Source organism: Paenibacillus sp. Leaf72, assembly GCF_001422685.1.
GTDB lineage: Bacteria > Bacillota > Bacilli > Paenibacillales > Paenibacillaceae > Pristimantibacillus.
In genome coordinates this window covers 356130-373025 of sequence record NZ_LMLV01000034.1, presented here as the reverse complement: position 1 = coordinate 373025, position 16896 = coordinate 356130, and the positions used below count along the sequence as shown (strand labels likewise).

Below are 16896 nucleotides of genomic sequence, written 5' to 3'. Positions count from 1 at the left end.
AACTTAGAAATACATATTTATGGATTAAAAGGAAATTTGTGATATGAGATAGAAAGGAGGATCGGCTAGCAGTTTAGTAGAGGGCAAAGAAAAATAGGAGGGATTTCATGCAGCAATGGTTTAAACGCAAAACAAGTCGGAATAAGCCATTATCTATTTTAATCGTTATGGCGCTTTTGCTCACCTTATTGTTCCCCGCGGGAGCTATGGGGGCGGAAGCAGCGCCGCAAAGCATTAAATCTTCCATTTTGTCACAGCAGCTGAAGCTGCCCAAATCGGCCTATCAGCAAGTAGATTCAGCTGGCAAGAAGGAGTCGGCAGGCTTGCTTGGCGCTCAGGGCGAGCAGCGCTTCAAGCTGGAAGCGGCGAGTGGCTCCGAAACCACGGGTTCTGCAGCAGATGGAACAACGCCATTGCCCAAAAATTATGTGCCGCATTCGGACAGTGGCCAGACGATCAGCGTCATCGTTGAGCTGGTTTCTGATCCTATTGCCGTACAGAGCGTCAAGGCACAGCAAGGGCAGGCTAAGTCCATTGCCAACTATCAGACGATTGTGAAGCAGGAGCAATCGAGCTTTGCTGCTGCTGCGAGGAAGCTGAATGTGAAGCTCGGGCGCCAGTACCAGCAAATTTTCAATGGTTACTCGGTACAGGTTCCGGCCAATCAGGTGGACAAGCTGCTGGCACTGCCTGGCGTGAAGGCAATCTACCCGAATACGGAAATCATTATAGACCCGCTGCCAAGCGTAGAGGCGAAAATGGACGAAAGTGCTCCATTTATCGGTGCCCCTACTTATTGGGACAGCGGCCTAACGGGGGAAGGCATTAAGGTTGGTGTGATCGACAGCGGCATTGACTATCTCCATCCAAGCTTGAAGGATGCTTATAAGGGCGGCTATGATTTTGTCGACAATGACAATGATCCGTACGAGACGCTTCCCGATCCGAATGATGCCGAAGTGGCAACCTCCCACGGCACACATGTGGCTGGTACCGTGGCAGGGCGCGGCGATCCGGGAAACCCGGATAGCGAAAGCGGCTGGGTAAAAGGCGTCGCATACGGTGCAGATATTTATGCTTACCGCGTACTGGGGCCGAAAGGCAGAGGTTCGACCGAAAACGTCATTGCCGCCATGGAACGATCGGTTACTGACGGTATGGATGTCATTAACCTTTCGCTGGGCGATGACTTTAATGACCAGTTCGAGGCTAGCGCCGTTGCGCTGAATAATGTGATGCTGGCAGGCGTCGTGGCAGTTGCGGCGAACGGCAATGATGGACCAGAGCCGTATACGGTTGGTGTTCCAGCTACTGCAGAGCTGGCGATTTCCGTCGGTGCATCTTCACCGCCATTATCGGTGCCAGTGCTGACAGGAGCTGGTGCAGGCCGTGTTTATGGTGCGTACATGGCCTATTCTCCCGAGCTTGGAAATTTGGAAAATAGTGCACTGGAGCTTGTATATGCCGGCTTTGGAACAGCGGCAGATTTCATTGGCAAAGATGTGACGGGGAAAGCTGCCCTCATTTCACGGGGCTCCATTACTTTTGGCGAAAAGGCGCTGAATGCCTTAAATGCCGGAGCTGCGGCTGTCATTATTTATAACAATGCGACAGGCGAATTTAGCGGAACGCTCAATGCTGGAGTCGATTATGTCCCAACGCTTAGCATCTCGCAGGAGGATGGACTTGCGCTCAAAGCGAAGGCTGACGCGGCGGCGACTGGAGCCAGCGCTTACATGATCGACTTCAGCACAGTAGTAGAGCAGGATATGATGGGAGATTTCAGCTCGCGCGGCCCATCGCTGCCGGGTCTGGCCATTAAGCCGGATATAACGGCGCCAGGTGTAGCCATTCGTTCATCCATACCAGCGTATGGCGGCGATTATTCAGATGCTTATGAAAATAAGCAAGGCACGAGCATGGCAAGTCCGCATATTGCAGGCGCTGCGGCGCTGCTGCTTCAAAAGAAGCGGGGGCTTACTCCGTTTGAGGTAAAAGGACTGCTGATGAACAATGCGAAGAAGCTGGCAGATCGCAGCGGCGAGCGCTATTCCCATATGGATCAAGGGGCAGGACGGATTGACTTGGAGCAAATTTCCAATGCCAAAGCGATAGCGCTCGTGGAAGAAACGACGGTTGCGGTACCAGGATCAGCCGCTACATCCTATTTGACGGGCAGCTTGTCTTTCGGGGCGCTGGCCGCCGGGAATGAGTCGGCAAAAACCATTCAAGTGAAGGATATTTCCGGAGCAGGAAGCTCGTATGCGGTATCGACGATATGGTATGGCGAGGCAGCGGGTGAGCTGAGTGTTAGCGAAGAACAGTTTGCGGTGGCGGCAGGAGGTACTGCTTCCTTCGATGTAGCACTGCATGTAGCTGAAGCAGCAGCAGCTGGCCGTTACGAGGGCGAGGTCGTCATTCAAGGTGCAGGACAGACGATACAGCTTCCACTCGCTGTCTATGTGGGCGACGTGGAGCTTCCGGCAAAAGTATCGGAAATTACGCTTGAACCGTTCCTCTTTTCGCCAAATGGTGATGGCGCAGCGGATACGACCGACCTTAAGTTCCGCGTAAATGCCACACTGCCGTATTTTTCACTAGATGTTTATGCGGTTTCGGGAAGCAATTTGTCCTGGAAGGGCGTCATTGTGGAAAGCGCGCAAGGCATTAGCCCGGGCAGCTACATCGTTGAAGGCTGGGACGGGGAAATATTGACGGCACTTGGCACTCAGCAGCTTGGGGAAGGACAATATGTCGTCGTGCCTTGGGTTGGTCTTGGGAACGAAGATTATTTGCTGGACCAGCTTGCCGAATTTATCGTGGATGTGCAGGCTCCGGTTGCGGAGCTCTCTGATCCGCCGATTGCCGTTACGGGCAGTGAAGGCGTGATTAGCGGGCGAATTATTAGCGACCGCCTCATTACTTTGTTCGGCGATTATTCGGCAGTTGGCGCTGCTGCGATGGCTGAGGATGCAAAAGGCGATTTGCAGCAGTATGATGCGACGATTGCAGCAGACGGGCGTTTTGAGATTCCGGTGCCGATTGTCCAAGGAAGCAATACGTTTGATGTGTATGTGTATGATGCCGCCGATAATGGCGTCATTGAGCCAGCCTTTGTTGTCCGTTATGAGAGCACGGCTCAGCAGCCTGCCACATTAGCGGCTGTTGCTTCAAAGTCCAGCGTACGGACAGGAGAAACCTTTGACCTTGATGTGAATTTTGCTCATGTTAAGGACTTATATGCGGCGCAATTCAGCTTGACGTATGACAGCTCGCTGGTGAAAGGCTCAGTGGAGCCGAGCGTTGCATTGTCGACCTACCAGCAGCAGGCGAATCCTGGCGGATCGCTTATCGTAGATGAGACGATTGTCGATCTCGGCAACGGCACTGCAAGGAGCGATTATGTCGTATCCTTGACCGGAGATCATAGCGGCTACAGTGGCTCCGGGACGCTGGCAACGTTCCATTTTTCCAGTGGCAGCACCGGAAAACGGGATTTTAAATTGTCCAATGTACGGGCATTGAACAGCGATACGCAAGAAATTTCCTACAGCAGCGTGAGTGACGCATCTGTTACGGTGACGGCGGGTCCTACTGAGCCGGAACATCGGATTACAGGCAAAATAACAGCGGAAGCTTTCGGCAGCGGTGTGAATTACAGCGAGACTTGGTACCAAGGTGCTGATGGCGTTCACAAAGTTGTGGTAGAGGCCATTACAGCAAGCAAAGAGGTTGCAGCTGTCGGTGAAGTGAAGGCGGATGGAAGCTATACGCTGCTTGTTCCTGCGGGCACTTACACGGTGCGCGTCGTAGCGCCAGGCCATGTGGCTTCGGCTGCTTCGGTGACGGTGGCAGGCGAGGATACGACGCTTAATGTCGGACCGCTTTTGGCGGGCGATGTGAATAGCGACGGCAAAATCGATCTGGCCGATCTCCAGCTTGTTGCCAAGCAGTTCGGCAAGTCGCGGAGCACAAGCTGGGCAAATGCGCAAGCAAGCGCAGCGGACATTAACCGGGATAACGCGGTTGATCTGCTCGATATTTCCTTCGTTTTAGGCAACTTCAAGCTGTAAGCGGCAAGAGGTAAAAGGAAAAAGACAAGATACAAGAGACAAGAGACACGAAACAAGTGGCTGATCATGAAACAGTCGTGAAAAAATGGAAGGGGAGCGCGATCGGCTCCCCTCCTTATTTTCAGGATGCCACATAGGTATGGTTGAATCTGAGCATTCTCTTTTTTAATAGGCTGTTTTCTGAAATATGGTAGCTAAATAAAAAACAATTATAGTGATTTTACCCTCGCAATAGATTCTCTTAGAGAGTTATTATAGACATTAGTACAGTTTATAGAGGGAGAATTATCATGGACACTAATATTCGTTTCGTTCCAGAGGAAAACGCTTTTACGATTGACTGCAAGGATGTGATTCTAAGAGAATTCTTGGCTACTGATTTAGATCATTTTCATTCACTCACCTGGCAACCTGAAATACATGAGTATTTGCCAGGCTGGAACGTATCTAAAGAGCAGCGGAAAGATTGGTTTATTAACTATGAAATTCCAGAGAACAAACAGTTTTTCAATACGGTATCGAAAGGTGAAGATATTGGTGATCTCCGTCTTCGATTAGGAATTATTTTGAAAGAGACAGGAGAATTTATCGGTTGGTGTTGTTCAGGAATGAAAGACGAATTACCACCGCCAAACCGAGAAATCATGTATGCCATTTCAAAAGATCATAGAGGTAAAGGTTATACAACCCAAGCCTCACAAGGAATGACTAATTATTTATTCGAGAATACGAATGTTGAGGTGCTTAGTGCTATTGCTCTATTAGACAACGTTCCGTCGAATAGAGTAATAGATAAATGTGGTTTTAACTTTCAGAGTATGATCGAGATTGATAACGAAAAATATAACTATTATAAACTTGATAAAAAAGATTGGGCAGGCAACCTAACAACTTTCAGACCACTTCCGCATAATAGTAATAACCTTTAAGAAAACCGCCTTTTAAATTATATTTGCTCACTAGGCAAGCGATGGATATGGCGTAAGAAGCTGAGGACAGGAGAGATGGGATTTGAGAGTGAGTCTGCATTCAAAATGGTTGTTATTGATGGGGGCTAGCCTGCTGGCCGCTGCATGGCTGGGGCTTGGTACGGTTGCAGCCGCGGGAGCCGAGAAGGTGGAGGCAGGCAAGCTGCCGCAAATTCGCATTGTCCCATCCGCGGACCAGGTGAAGGCTGGCGAGGAGTTCGAGGTCGCCGTATGGCTGCAAGGGTTTAAGGGGAGCTACGGCGGTGTCCAAGGCTATGAGGTACATATGAAATACGATACGGAGCGGATAGCGCCTGTAGTTGAAAAAGGGGCGGGGGCGCTGCTGCGGCCTGCAGTATTTGCAGCTGCGGCGAGCCCCATGCAGCTGCTGAACAAGCTTGATGCAGCAGCAGGTCTGATTCAGATTGCCGAGGCGACGGCCCAGCGCGGCCCGGCATTATTTTCAGGCTATGGCAAGCTGGGCAGTGTGACCTTCAAAGCGGTGAAGGATGGAGCAGCGAGCTTCAGCTTGGCGAAGTCGATTATTATTTTGCCGGATAATCCGGGGCTGAATATCCAGCATAGCGTGAATGAGCCAGTTGTCAGCATTGGCGCCGGACCCGCAAAGGAAGGTGCGGCGAAAATCGTTGGACAAGCGCCTTCGAAAGCTGCCGCCCAATTGACCGTGGAGCAGCGCCTTAAGCAATTCAAGGATTATGAAGCGGTTGCGAAGCTGAAATGGGCTTCCGCAGCTGTCGGGGAGCTGGCGCTGGAGCAGGTGATGCAGGGTACGGCCGCTGGCGATTTTGAGCCGGGACGCCTAATGACGCGGGCAGAATTCGCTAAGGCTGCTGTGCTGGCATTTGAGCTGGATATGAAGCAGCAGTCCATCCCTGCTTTTACCGATGTGGGCAAAAGCGATTGGTCATACGACTATGTGGAGACGGCTGCGGCAAGTGGCCTGCTGCAAGGGGTAGAGCGGCCGCAAGGCAGCGTTTTTCTGCCGAACCAGCCGATTACGCGGGCGGAAATTGCTGCGGTGCTGTCGCGGCAGCTTAAGGCGCTCGGCGCGGCGGAGGCCGCTGCTTCCGCAGCAGCTGCAAAGCCTGCAACGGGGGAAGCAGCTACTGCGGAAGCCTCGCCGACAAACGAGGCCAAGCCAGCAGATGCGCAGGGAGAAGCCTCATCCGCCGGGCATCCGTTCAGCGATATTAGCGGCCACTGGGCAGAGCAGGATATTGCGTATTTGTACGAGCAGGAGCTGCTGCAAGGAAGAACGGACAAGCTTTTTGCTCCAGGAGATCATGCGATTCGTGCAGAAGTCAGCGTGCTGCTGCACCGCGTAATGCAGCGCTTGAATGAATAGCCACTACTCAACGCAGCCATGAAAAATCCCCCTGCCACACGGCAGGGGGATTTTGTATAACACGCGCTATACCGGAATCATAAGCAAAATAATCGAAAATAGCGAGAAGCATACGCTAATCAGGAACAGAAACGACAATACTTGCGTAGGTTTGAGGCCGGAATGCAGCAGACGGTAATGGACCTGTGTCGCATCTGCCTGATAGATCGGCTTGCCCTGAATCATGCGCTTGATTACGACGAAGATGTTATCGAAGATCGGTACGCCAAGCGCTAAAATCGGAATGAATATCGACAGCACGGTCGCCTGCTTGAAGGCGCCATCGAGGGCAATAACCCCGAGCATGAAGCCGAGAAACGTCGCGCCAGCGTCGCCCATAAATATTTTCGCCGGAGGCTTGTTGTAACGCAAGTACGCAATCGCAGCTCCGATCAAAATAATAGCCAGCATCGCGGAATCGCTTTGTCCCTTGGTGAGGGCCACAATAAACAGCGTCACAGCTGAAATTGTTGAAAGGCCGCCCGCCAAGCCATCCATGCCATCCGAGAAGTTAATAACGGTCGTTACGCCGAAGATCCATAAAATCGTCAGCACGAATTGCAAAGCATAAGGCAGGTTGACGAATTCCCCGCTAAGCGGATTATAGAAGCCCTCGAACGATACCCCTGCGAAAAATACGATTGCGGCGGCTGACACTTGAACGAGCATTTTCGGCAGAGACGGAAAATCCTTGCCATGCGTCTTGTACCAATCGTCAATCGTGCCAATAATGAGCAGCAAAATCGAGCTTATAATAATAGCTACTGTTTTCATTGTAATTTCATCTACAAACACCAAATACGTTGCCATGAAGCCGACAAAAATAGCATAGCTCGCCGTGAGTGGAATCGGCTCTTTATGTATTTTGCGTTCGACATCCTTGCGAGGCTTGTCCACAAAATCGATGCGGAAAGCGAGCTTGCGAAGCGGAGGAATAAGCAGCAGCACAATAATGAAAGACATTGCAAATGCAGCAGCGTAACTAATCTAGATCATCTCCTGAATGTATAAATATAAATAATGGGCAGCAAAACTAGCAATCTCTCAAACTAATAAAATGTTACAATAAACGAGTTTGAATAGCAAATTTCTGATAAAGTACTCATTTTCTGTCCCTTTTCGGCCGTCGTCCAAATCGTTCACCCTTCGCCGGATTGTTCAATTGAAATCGCTTACATAAATGTTGATTGCTGCCGGAGCGATTCCGGCGGGCCGTGCCAACGCTGCAAGCGTCAGCATTGTGAACGGGACGGATTGGAAAGACACCGCAGGCAATCCGATCCTTGCGAACAGCGGCAACATTTTAAAAGTCGGTTCTACCTACTATTGGTATGGCGAGCATGCAACGAGCGGAACCTTCGATGCCGTTAACGTGTATACGTCAAGCGATCTCAAAAATTGGACCTTCCGCAGCAGTGTGCTGACTAAAACCTCGGCAACGGAGCTGAATACGAGCAAAATTGAGCGCCCGAAGGTCATCTATAACGCCGCAACAGGCAAATAGGTGCTTTGGATGCATTACGAAAATGGCAGCGATTATTCGCGGCTATTACGTTCGCCATTATAACTTCGTGCTACGGCTGGATGCCTTGAGCGCGCTCACAACAACGATTGCCAAAAACGACGCGACATTCAAACGAACGAACTATTCTTAAAATATAGAAAGATGGAAAGGTGAGAGGCTGAATAGAGCCTGAAAAAAGAGGCGCGAGAAAGAGTAGAAAGAGAGGGGGAACAAGAGAAAGAGAGGCCGCCTCCTCTTTCTCTTGTTTTTATGGATGGACAGTGGCTTCATATATTTTTGCAGCTTCTCCATTAAAGAGGTAGCCCTTGGTGAGATACGTCCAATCATATTTTTCATAATAGCCTTCCAAATCAGTAGAGAGATGTACCGACAATGGAATCATTTTGCAGCGCAATATAAAATCGTGGAAGGTCACAATCGGATTTACATGAATGAAGCATGCAATCCTGATAAAACTTAAAGTTGCTCTCGCTACCCCATTGATCCCAGTACATCTGAACAGCCTCATCAAAAAACGCCATCTTATCTCGCAATTCAAATACTTCTATCATCGTTTGCAATCTCCTATTTAATAATACCTTGCTGCAATTTATTTAAAGCCGTTAGCGAATATCCTTATAAATTTCCCGCATCACATGACCGAGTTCAGGAACGATAATGCGTTCGGCCGCGAGCCGGACTGCGCCGCTGGAGCCTGGCATGGAGAAAATCGCTGTATCCTCGTAGACGCCAGCAATCGCCCTGCTTAAAATCGCCGCCGTGCCGATATCTTCAGCAAAGCTCAAATAGCGAAAAATCTCGCCAAACCCATGCATCTCCTTGTCCAGCAAATCTTTTACAGCCTCATAGGTCGTATCGCGCTTGGCAATGCCCGTCCCGCCATTGAGCAAAATCGCCTCAACTGCCGGGTCCGAAGCTCCGCTGCGCAGCGCGGACTGGATTTCGCTGTATTCATCCTTGACGATGGCGTAGCGCGTCGTTTGATAGCCGCCTGCCTTGAGCAGCTCTATAAGCAGCGTGCCGCTTTTATCGGTAGAAGGCGTACGTGTGTCAGATACGGTAATGACCATGCAATTGACGGTCGAAGGTGCTTCCTCGCGATGTTGTTCAACGGATGTACTCATCGGAAATGTAAACATCCTTTCTTGGCAAGCTATGCCGGAAAATATTTGAATAATGACTTTTATTGTATACTGGATCTGGCCTGTATGCCAGCGCATGCCTCGGATATTCCTCCGTATAAGGCGATGGGGGCTAGCCCAAAATAGGCAGTTGACGAATGAAAATCTGCTTGCTATACTCATTAAGCGTAATAATTACTATTAAACAAGGTAATAACGGATAACAAGTCGCTGCTGGCGATTTCTTTTTTAAGATAATATCGTAATCATTACGATTAGTCATAAACGGCTGTCTCCATCCCCAGGCGGCAAAGCTGCCGTTTCGCGGGTGAAACTTATAAATTCTTATATTTTTAAAAAATAACGTTGGAGCAGAAGGAGAGAGACTGCGTGCAGATTGCTACTTTAAAAAAGGTCGTATTCGGCTACGGCAGCGTACCGAGTCTGAATGAAGCCGATATGGCGATTCATGCCGGCGAATTTATAGCGGTAACCGGGCCTAACGGCGCCTCGAAGACGACGCTGCTTAAGCTGGCGCTGGGCTTGCTGAAGCCATGGAGCGGGGAGGTTTACTTGGCGAAGCAGAGTGCGAGCGGCAAGAAGCTCGTGATCGGCTATGTGCCGCAGCAGATTGCGGCGTTTAACAGCGGCTTTCCCAGCACGGTGCTGGAGTTCGTCAGGTCAGGCGCATATGAGAGCGGAGCTTGGCTGCGGCGGCTGCGGCCGCAGGAGCGGGCTCGTGCCGAGGAGGCGCTGCGCCAGGTCGGCATGTGGGAGCAGCGCGGCTGCAAAATCGGCGAGCTCTCAGGCGGACAGAAGCAGCGGGTGTGTATTGCCAGAGCGCTGGCCCAGCAGCCTGATCTGCTCGTTATGGATGAGCCGACAACCGGCATGGATGAAGCGAGCCGTAGAGGTTTTTACGAGTTAATGTATCATCATGTGCAGGCTCATGGACGGACGGTTGTGATGGTGACCCATGGACTCGAAGAGGTCCGGCCTTATTTGGACCGAATAATTGAGCTGGAACGAAAGGGGGAGGGAGGATGGAAATGCTGCACTACGACTTCATGCAGCGGGCATTTTGCGCCGGAGGCATCATCGCTTTAGTCGCCTCTGTGCTGGGCGTACATTTAATGCTGAGACGGCAGGCGCTGATGGCGGATATGCTTTCGCATGTATCATTAGCCGGCGTTGCCGCGGGTGCCTACCTGGGCTGGAATCCTTCCTATGCCGGGTTTGCTGCTGCTGTAGCAGGAGCGATAGCGGTTGAATATATTCGGCGCTCCTACCGCGCCTACAGCGAAATGTCGATTGCCATTATTATGATTGGCGGCTTGTCGAGCGCCGTTGTACTGATGGGGCTGAATAAGGGAATGAACAAAAGCTTCTCCTCGTATTTATTCGGCTCCGTCGTCGCGGTGAACGAAGCCGAGCTTATGCTCATGCTCGGTGCGGCGGCAGTAGGCGCGATCTTTTTTATTTTGCTGCGCAGACCGTTGTATCAGATGGCTTTCGACGAGGAAACGGCACAAACGAATGGCATTCCCGTCCGGCTCATCTCCATGCTGTTCAGCATGGTGACGGGCATGATTGTCGCTGCGGCTATGCCGATTGTAGGCGTGCTGCTCGTATCGGCGCTGATCGTGCTGCCTGCGGCGCTGGCGGTTCGTCTTGCCCGCAGCTTTGCGGCAGCGCTCATGATTGCGATGCTGGCCGGCGTGGCGGGCGTTTTTACCGGACTGACCGCCTCTTATGAGCTGGGAACGCCGCCAGGCGGAACGATCGCCCTATTTTTGCTGGCGCTGCTGATCCTTGGCATTGTATTGAAGAAGGTATCCGTCATCGCCGGCAAGCTGGGCAATCGGCAAAATCGCACCATCATCAACCATCATCAAACGGGGCAAGTGCAAGTGGCGAAGCAGGACGCTTTTCCCCGTATGAAGAGCAACAAGCTGGATGCACCAGCTACTCACACACATGGAGGTACAGAAAATGAAAGTTATGTTTAGTAAAATTTCTTTGTTATTAATGGCAGCGATGCTGCTGTTGTCGGGATGCGGCGCGGCAGGAAGCACGAATGGGGTGAATACAGTTGGGGCCCAGGCAGATAGCGGAAGTGCCGCTTCGTCGGAGCCAAGCGTTTCGCCAGCTGCGGGGGAGACGGAAGCGAAGAAGCTGCAAGTCGTAACTACCTTTTATCCCATGTATGAATTCAGCAAGCAGGTGGGCGGCGAATATGCCGATGTAACAGCGCTTATTCCGGCCGGCACGGAGCCGCATGACTGGGAGCCAAGTGCCAAGGACATGGCGGTGCTGAAAGAGGCAGATGTATTCGTATATAACGGCATTGTAGAAGGCTGGGCGGAACAGGCGCTGGACAGCGCCGCCAATGAGAAGCGCATCGTCGTGGAGGCGAGCAGCAGCATTGAACTAGCAGAGGGCGGGGAAGATGAGCATTCGCATGGAGAAGAGGCGCACGGTGCTGCGAGTGATGCGGATGCGGAAGCAGATACGGATGCGGAACATGATTATGACCATGCTGCCGAGCATGAGGAAGCTGCCCATGGGGAGGAGGGGCATGATCACGCTCATGAGCATAGCCTCGATCCGCATGTATGGCTGAGTCCGAAGCTGGCACAAGCAGAAGTTGCAGCGATTCAAGAGGCGTTCGCGAAAGCAGATCCCGCCCATGCCGACAACTACAAAGCAAATGCTGATGCTTATATTACCAAGCTCCAAGAGCTGGATGAGGCTTATAAAACAGGGCTTGCAGGAGTGAAGCGTACGGAGTTCGTTACCCAGCATGCGGCTTTTGGCTATTTGGCGCGTGAATACGGCTTGACGCAGGTGCCGATTTCCGGCCTTTCTCCTGACCAGGAGCCATCCCCGGAGCAAATGGCGGAAATTGTGAAGCTGGCGAAGGAGCAGCAAATAAAGACGATTTTTTTCGAAACGTTGGTTGATCCAAAAATCGCCAGCACGATTGCGAGCGAAATCGGCGCCAAGACAGCTGTACTTAATCCGCTTGAAGGGCTGACAGAGGAAGAAGCGGCAGACGGGCTCGATTATATTGGTGTAATGAAAAATAACCTGGAAGCACTGAAGCTCGCTTTGAACGAATAAGGCAGTTTTAAGCCGTAGCAAGCGACAGGTCATCTAGCTTTTAGGCCAAGCTATTTACAAGCTATATATGAAGGGAAGCGTGAAACGAATGGATAAGGAAGCAGTAGTGAAGAAGCAATCAGGCTTTAAAATTCCCGTGACGGTGCTAAGCGGTTATTTAGGAGCAGGAAAAACGACGATTCTCAATCATGTGCTGAACAATCGCGATGGCCTTCGGGTGGCGGTCATCGTCAATGATCTAAGCGAGGTCAATATCGATGCGGCTTTGGTTCAAAAAGAAGGCGGGCTGTCCCGCACCGATGAGCAGCTGGTGGAAATGTCGAATGGCTGCATCTGCTGCACGCTGCGCGAGGATTTGCTGCGCGAGGTGGAGCGGCTGGCGAAGCAGGAGCGCTTTGATTATATTTTGATTGAATCGACGGGTGTGGGCGAGCCGGTTCCCGTTGCCCAAACGTTCACCTATATTGATGAGGAGCAGGGCATTGACCTGTCGCAATTTTGCCGCTTGGACTGCATGGTGACGGTCGTTGATGCATACCGCTTCTGGCATGATTATGCCTCTGGCGAGACGCTGCTTGAACGCAGCCAAGGGGCGCATGAGGAAGACCACCGGGAGGTCGTTGATCTGCTGATCGACCAAATTGAATTTTGCGATGTGCTGCTGCTAAATAAATGCGATCTGGTGAGCGAGGAGGATTTGGACGAGCTGGAAGGTGTGCTTCGTACACTTCAGCCGCGTGCCAAGCTGATTCGCACCGAGCAGGGCAAGGTCGATCCCGCGGAAATTTTGAATACCGGCAGATTCAACTTTGAAGAAGCCAGCGTATCGGCTGGCTGGATGCGGGAGCTGAATGCCCCAGTACATACGCCAGAAACGGAAGAATACGGGATTGGCTCATTCGTTTATGTGCGGGCGAAGCCTTTTCATCCGGGGCGCTTGATGCATTGGATGGAGGAGTGGCCTTCGGACATTATCCGGGCCAAAGGCATTATGTGGCTGGCAACCCGCAGCTTGCAGGCGCAGAGCATTAGCCAGGCGGGGCCATCGATTCAATTTGGCCCTGCTGGACTGTGGGTGGCTGCGCTTCCTGAGTCAGAGCAGCACCTGCTGCTTGAGTCGGAGCCTGAGCTGGCGGACAGCTGGCATCCGATGTATGGCGACCGAATCAATAAGGTTGTGTTTATCGGAATCGATTTGCAGCGTGCCGAGATTGAAGCAACGCTTGACCAATGCTTGCTGACGAAGGAAGAGATGAAGCAGGATTGGGACAGCCTTATTGATCCGTTTCCGCAGTCGCCGCAGGAGGCTTGCGCGATAAATTAAGGAGACAGGCCGTTCAATAATATGTTATAAAAGGAGGTGAGCCTAATGAGAGTTACTGTAACGTTGGCATGCACGGAGACGGGTGACCGCAACTACACGACCTCCAAAAATAAACGTACGACCCCGGAGCGGCTGGAGATGCGCAAATACAGTCCCGCCTTGGGGCGGGTAACTGTGCACCGGGAAACGAGGTAGGAAAGGAGGCTTCAAGAGGATGGCAACTTGGAACCTGACGCAGACGCGCCATCATCTGCTTCTATGCAACGGAGGCAGCTGTAAACGCAGCGGCGCTGAAGAGGTAACGCTCGCCATCCGTGAGGAGCTTGCGAGACGCGAAGCGGATTCTTTCGTCCATACGACGAAGACGATGTGCAACGGCAGATGCGAGGATGCTTGCAATGTGGTCGTCTATCCCGACGGCAACTGGTATAACGGCATGACGCCAGAGCTTGGCCGCGAGCTCGTTCGCGGACTGCTAGACGGCAATCGGATGCCGCTGCCGGAGCGAATCTCGTATAACTACGACGCGGACAGCTTCGCGGCGACGGGCAGTGCGGCGGAAGGCATCAGCAAGCCGCTTGTGAAGAGAGTGGAAAGAGCATAGCATCGAATTTTTTTACGCTAGAGCTATCGTTTTATTTTTGACCAAGAGGAGGGGCTCTATAGAGCTCTTCCTCTTGGTTTTAATGTTGAGATGCAACAATTTAATAAATATGATGCTGAAAAAAAGAAAGCTCATCTGGATTGACGGAAGAGGAGATCCGAGCAATAAAGCCGTTGTAATAAACGAAATACAGAAGGGCCGCCCCATTAAGGTGCGGCTCTTCTGTATTTTGCCTTTTTTTAAACCAACGTCGCCAACTGCTGCGCAAGATGCTCAGGGCTTACAACCTCAAGGGATGAAATTTTATTATCATAATCAAGGGATTAGCTAAGGCTGCAATAAAACAAGTGAATAGAAAATTGTCGAAAAAGTGTCACATTGGTTAAAAAGTCTCATTCCTATTCCGATATAACTACTACACAATAATCATTTTTTAAAAAAGGGGATAGCTTATGGCTTTCAAAAATTCACGTTTTATTCGTGCTTTACTTAGGTTCTGTTCCCTTCGTCAAACAGCGGGGCGGATCGTGCTGTCTACACTGCTCATAGTCGTTGTCTGTGTATCGGTCCTGTCCTATACGTTCTATGCCCCCACCTCAAGTGAGGTCAGGAGCCAGTCAGAGAAGCAAATGGAGTTGAATACGCGGCTGCTGGCAAAGGAAGTTGACAGCAGAATGAAAGAGAAGCAGACCATTATTAAAATGCTTGCGGAGCATGGAGCGGAGCTTGGAGACGACAAGCAAAAGCAGCTTGACTATATCATCGAGTCACAGAAGCTGCATCCTGAATTTTCAACGATTATGTATTCGGCTGATATGACAGGCAAGCTTGCAATAGACTTGAACGGCAAGGAATATGACTTATCTGAACGCGCCTATATAAAGGAGGTACAGGCAGGACGCGCTTTCGTCTCTGACCCGATTATTTCTAAAGTAGACAACCAGCTTGTCGTTGCGATTGGTGCTCCGTTAATGAAGGATGGCAAGCCTGTGGGCTTCTATTCAGCAGCATATCCAATCAGTGAGGCGGTTGAGAGCATCGCCCGCTTTGAGCAAGGCGAGACGGGAAGAGCTCTTATGACGACTGCGGATGGAACCTTTATTTATTTTCCGGATGAGTCCTTTATTTTAAACAATAAGATTGCCGATTTGAATAACCCTGTACTGGATGAAGCATTCGCTGATGCGGTTCAGGGCAATTACAAGGCCATTCATTTCCATGAATCAGGGGTCGACCAGCTTTCCTATTTAACCAAAACAGATCTCAATTGGATCGTTGTCACCTATGTGCATGAAAGCGAGTTTTTAAAACCGGTTAATGATTTGCTGAAGCTCATTATTATCGTAGGGCAATTCATTATTTTGGGCGCGCTGCTGCTTAGCATTTTGATAGCGCTCCGAATTGTACATCCTATCCGCCAGTTGACTCACGGAATTGATTTGCTGGCACAAGGGGATCTCACGCATCGCATTCCGGCCAAAGGCAAAAACGATATTAGCGTTGCTCTACATTCCTTTAATGCAGCAGGCGATCAAATGCACCAATTAATGAAAGGCGTTGCAGGCTTATCCGAGCAATTGACGGAATCAGCGAAGCAGCTTGCGGCAGGCGCCGATCAAGGGGCGCATGCAGCGCAGAGCATTTCGGAGGCTATTATGGTTGTGGCCGAAAGCTCGGAGCGGCAAACGTCCAGCGTACAAGATGGCAGCGATGCAGCTGAAAATATTGCTGTGCAAATTAACGGCGTTGCTGCACATAGCTCAGACGTATCAGTCATTGCTTCTGAGACGTCCACTCTTGCAACAGACGGGTCAGCCGCTATGATTAAGCTCGGTGGAAAAATGGACGAGATGGAGCTCGGCATTCGCGAGCTGTCCGGTACGATTCAAGACCTTAGCGGCTTGTCGGACAAAATTGGCGAGGTTGTAGGAAGCATTAGCAACATCGCTCGCCAGACGAATATTCTCTCCTTGAATGCGGCAATTGAAGCATCGCGCTCTGGCGAAGCTGGGCGAGGTTTTGCCGTCGTTGCCGATGAAATTCGGAAGCTTGCAGGACAGTCGATGGCATCGGCGGAGCAAATTTCCGGCTTTATTGGCAGCATTCAGCTTGAGATTAAGCGGACGCTTCTCGCGTCTGATCAGACCGTAGAGCAAGCTGCTCAGGGCAGACAAGCAGGCGAATCGGCAAGCGAGCTGTTTAAGCATATTCGCTCATCCGTGGAGCAGGTTGCTGGCAGCATTCGAAGCGTTTCGACAGCGGCGGACGAAATTGTCACTGGCACTGGCAGCCTAGTGGACGCTATTCGTCACATTGCCGATTCCGCCAGCGAAACCGCTGCTGAATCTGAAAATGTCTCGGCTGCAGCGCAGCAGCAAATGGCATCGATGGAGGAAGTCGCTTCCTCCTCGGCAGAGCTCGCCAACATGGCGGAGAAGCTGCGTACGCAAATCGATAAATTTAAGCTTTAGAAGGTTGATCGGTAAAAGGTGAGAGGTAAAAGATAAAAGGTAAAACGACAAAAACCGTTTCTTCGTTAAGGGCAAGCAGAGTCTGCCATTAACGAAAGGAACGGTTTTTGTTGATGTTGCAAGTAGAATGGTATAACTTTAGAGCTCTAATGGCCTGCGATTTTGCTAAGAGTACGCGGCTCAGGCTACTCACTCTTTTTTCAAGGACTGAGATTCCGCTATTTTGGCTTTTAAACTGAATTTAGACCTTAAGCGGACTGGAAAGCCGCTATTGCCCTCATT

The 16896-nt window shown here is 51.0% G+C and carries 15 protein-coding genes and 1 pseudogene; 12 read left to right on the top strand and 4 right to left on the bottom strand.

What is annotated here, in order from left to right:
* Nucleotides 1-107: 107 nt before the first annotated feature.
* From ASF12_RS36420 to ASF12_RS30925, 3 genes are all read left to right on the top strand, one after another.
* A complete protein-coding gene (locus ASF12_RS36420; protein WP_056042827.1) occupies nt 108-4073 on the top strand; it encodes a S8 family serine peptidase in 3966 nt (1321 codons plus the stop codon).
* A 290-nt stretch (nt 4074-4363) separates the two neighbouring features.
* Nucleotides 4364-5002 (top strand): GNAT family N-acetyltransferase, encoded by a 639-nt coding sequence (locus tag ASF12_RS30930; RefSeq protein ID WP_056042826.1) that lies wholly within the window; start codon nt 4364-4366, stop codon nt 5000-5002.
* Between the two features lie 88 nt (nt 5003-5090).
* A complete protein-coding gene (locus ASF12_RS30925) occupies nt 5091-6407 on the top strand; it encodes an S-layer homology domain-containing protein (RefSeq protein ID WP_235533336.1) in 1317 nt (438 codons plus the stop codon).
* 66 nt (nt 6408-6473) lie between these two features.
* On the opposite strand, the gene ASF12_RS30920 is transcribed toward ASF12_RS30925, so the two are convergent.
* Entirely contained in the window at nt 6474-7409 is a 936-nt protein-coding gene (locus ASF12_RS30920; protein WP_056042822.1) for an MraY family glycosyltransferase, read from the bottom strand.
* Between the two features lie 217 nt (nt 7410-7626).
* Here ASF12_RS30920 and ASF12_RS30915 point away from each other — a divergent pair.
* Both ASF12_RS30915 and ASF12_RS36250 read left to right on the top strand, forming a co-directional pair.
* A pseudogene (locus ASF12_RS30915) lies at nt 7627-7947 on the top strand (family 43 glycosylhydrolase); the annotation flags it as partial.
* A gap of 25 nt (nt 7948-7972) precedes the next feature.
* A complete protein-coding gene (locus tag ASF12_RS36250) occupies nt 7973-8101 on the top strand; it encodes a hypothetical protein (protein WP_268795479.1) in 129 nt (42 codons plus the stop codon).
* A gap of 220 nt (nt 8102-8321) precedes the next feature.
* Here ASF12_RS36250 and ASF12_RS34125 read toward each other — a convergent pair whose 3' ends face one another.
* The 3 genes from ASF12_RS34125 to ASF12_RS34895 form a co-directional block, all read right to left on the bottom strand.
* On the bottom strand, nt 8322-8522 hold the full coding sequence (locus ASF12_RS34125) for a hypothetical protein (RefSeq protein ID WP_056042817.1): 201 nt from the start codon (nt 8520-8522) through the stop codon (nt 8322-8324).
* Nucleotides 8523-8573: 51 nt separating this feature from the next.
* Nucleotides 8574-9095 carry a MogA/MoaB family molybdenum cofactor biosynthesis protein gene (locus ASF12_RS30900; RefSeq protein ID WP_056043023.1) on the bottom strand — a complete coding sequence of 174 codons (522 nt, stop codon included), beginning with the start codon at nt 9093-9095 and terminating at the stop codon, nt 8574-8576.
* Between the two features lie 130 nt (nt 9096-9225).
* Nucleotides 9226-9375: a hypothetical protein gene (locus tag ASF12_RS34895; protein ID WP_155973607.1), complete on the bottom strand. Its 150-nt coding sequence runs from the start codon at nt 9373-9375 to the stop codon at nt 9226-9228.
* 107 nt (nt 9376-9482) lie between these two features.
* Between ASF12_RS34895 and ASF12_RS30895 the strand changes: the two genes are divergently transcribed.
* The 7 genes from ASF12_RS30895 to ASF12_RS30860 all read left to right on the top strand — a co-directional run bounded on the left by ASF12_RS30895 (nt 9483) and on the right by ASF12_RS30860 (nt 16614).
* On the top strand, nt 9483-10199 hold the full coding sequence (locus ASF12_RS30895) for a metal ABC transporter ATP-binding protein (RefSeq protein ID WP_056042816.1): 717 nt from the start codon (nt 9483-9485) through the stop codon (nt 10197-10199).
* Nucleotides 10136-11101, top strand: a complete 966-nt coding sequence (locus ASF12_RS30890; protein ID WP_081419141.1) for a metal ABC transporter permease — start codon at nt 10136-10138, stop codon at nt 11099-11101. Before ASF12_RS30895 ends, ASF12_RS30890 begins: the two co-directional genes overlap by 64 nt.
* The gene (locus tag ASF12_RS30885; RefSeq protein WP_056042814.1) at nt 11085-12215 is read left to right on the top strand and encodes a metal ABC transporter substrate-binding protein; all 1131 of its coding nucleotides are present in this window, start codon (nt 11085-11087) and stop codon (nt 12213-12215) included. The genes ASF12_RS30890 and ASF12_RS30885 overlap by 17 nt, the downstream gene beginning before the upstream one ends.
* Before the next feature lie 88 nt (nt 12216-12303).
* Entirely contained in the window at nt 12304-13539 is a 1236-nt protein-coding gene (locus ASF12_RS30880; RefSeq protein ID WP_056042812.1) for a GTP-binding protein, read from the top strand.
* A 45-nt stretch (nt 13540-13584) separates the two neighbouring features.
* On the top strand, nt 13585-13734 hold the full coding sequence (rpmG, locus tag ASF12_RS30875) for a 50S ribosomal protein L33 (RefSeq protein ID WP_056042810.1): 150 nt from the start codon (nt 13585-13587) through the stop codon (nt 13732-13734).
* A 19-nt stretch (nt 13735-13753) separates the two neighbouring features.
* Nucleotides 13754-14143 carry a (2Fe-2S) ferredoxin domain-containing protein gene (locus tag ASF12_RS30870; RefSeq protein ID WP_056042808.1) on the top strand — a complete coding sequence of 130 codons (390 nt, stop codon included), beginning with the start codon at nt 13754-13756 and terminating at the stop codon, nt 14141-14143.
* Nucleotides 14144-14595: 452 nt separating this feature from the next.
* Nucleotides 14596-16614 carry a methyl-accepting chemotaxis protein gene (locus ASF12_RS30860; RefSeq protein ID WP_081419140.1) on the top strand — a complete coding sequence of 673 codons (2019 nt, stop codon included), beginning with the start codon at nt 14596-14598 and terminating at the stop codon, nt 16612-16614.
* The last annotated feature ends 282 nt before the right edge of the window (nt 16615-16896 follow it).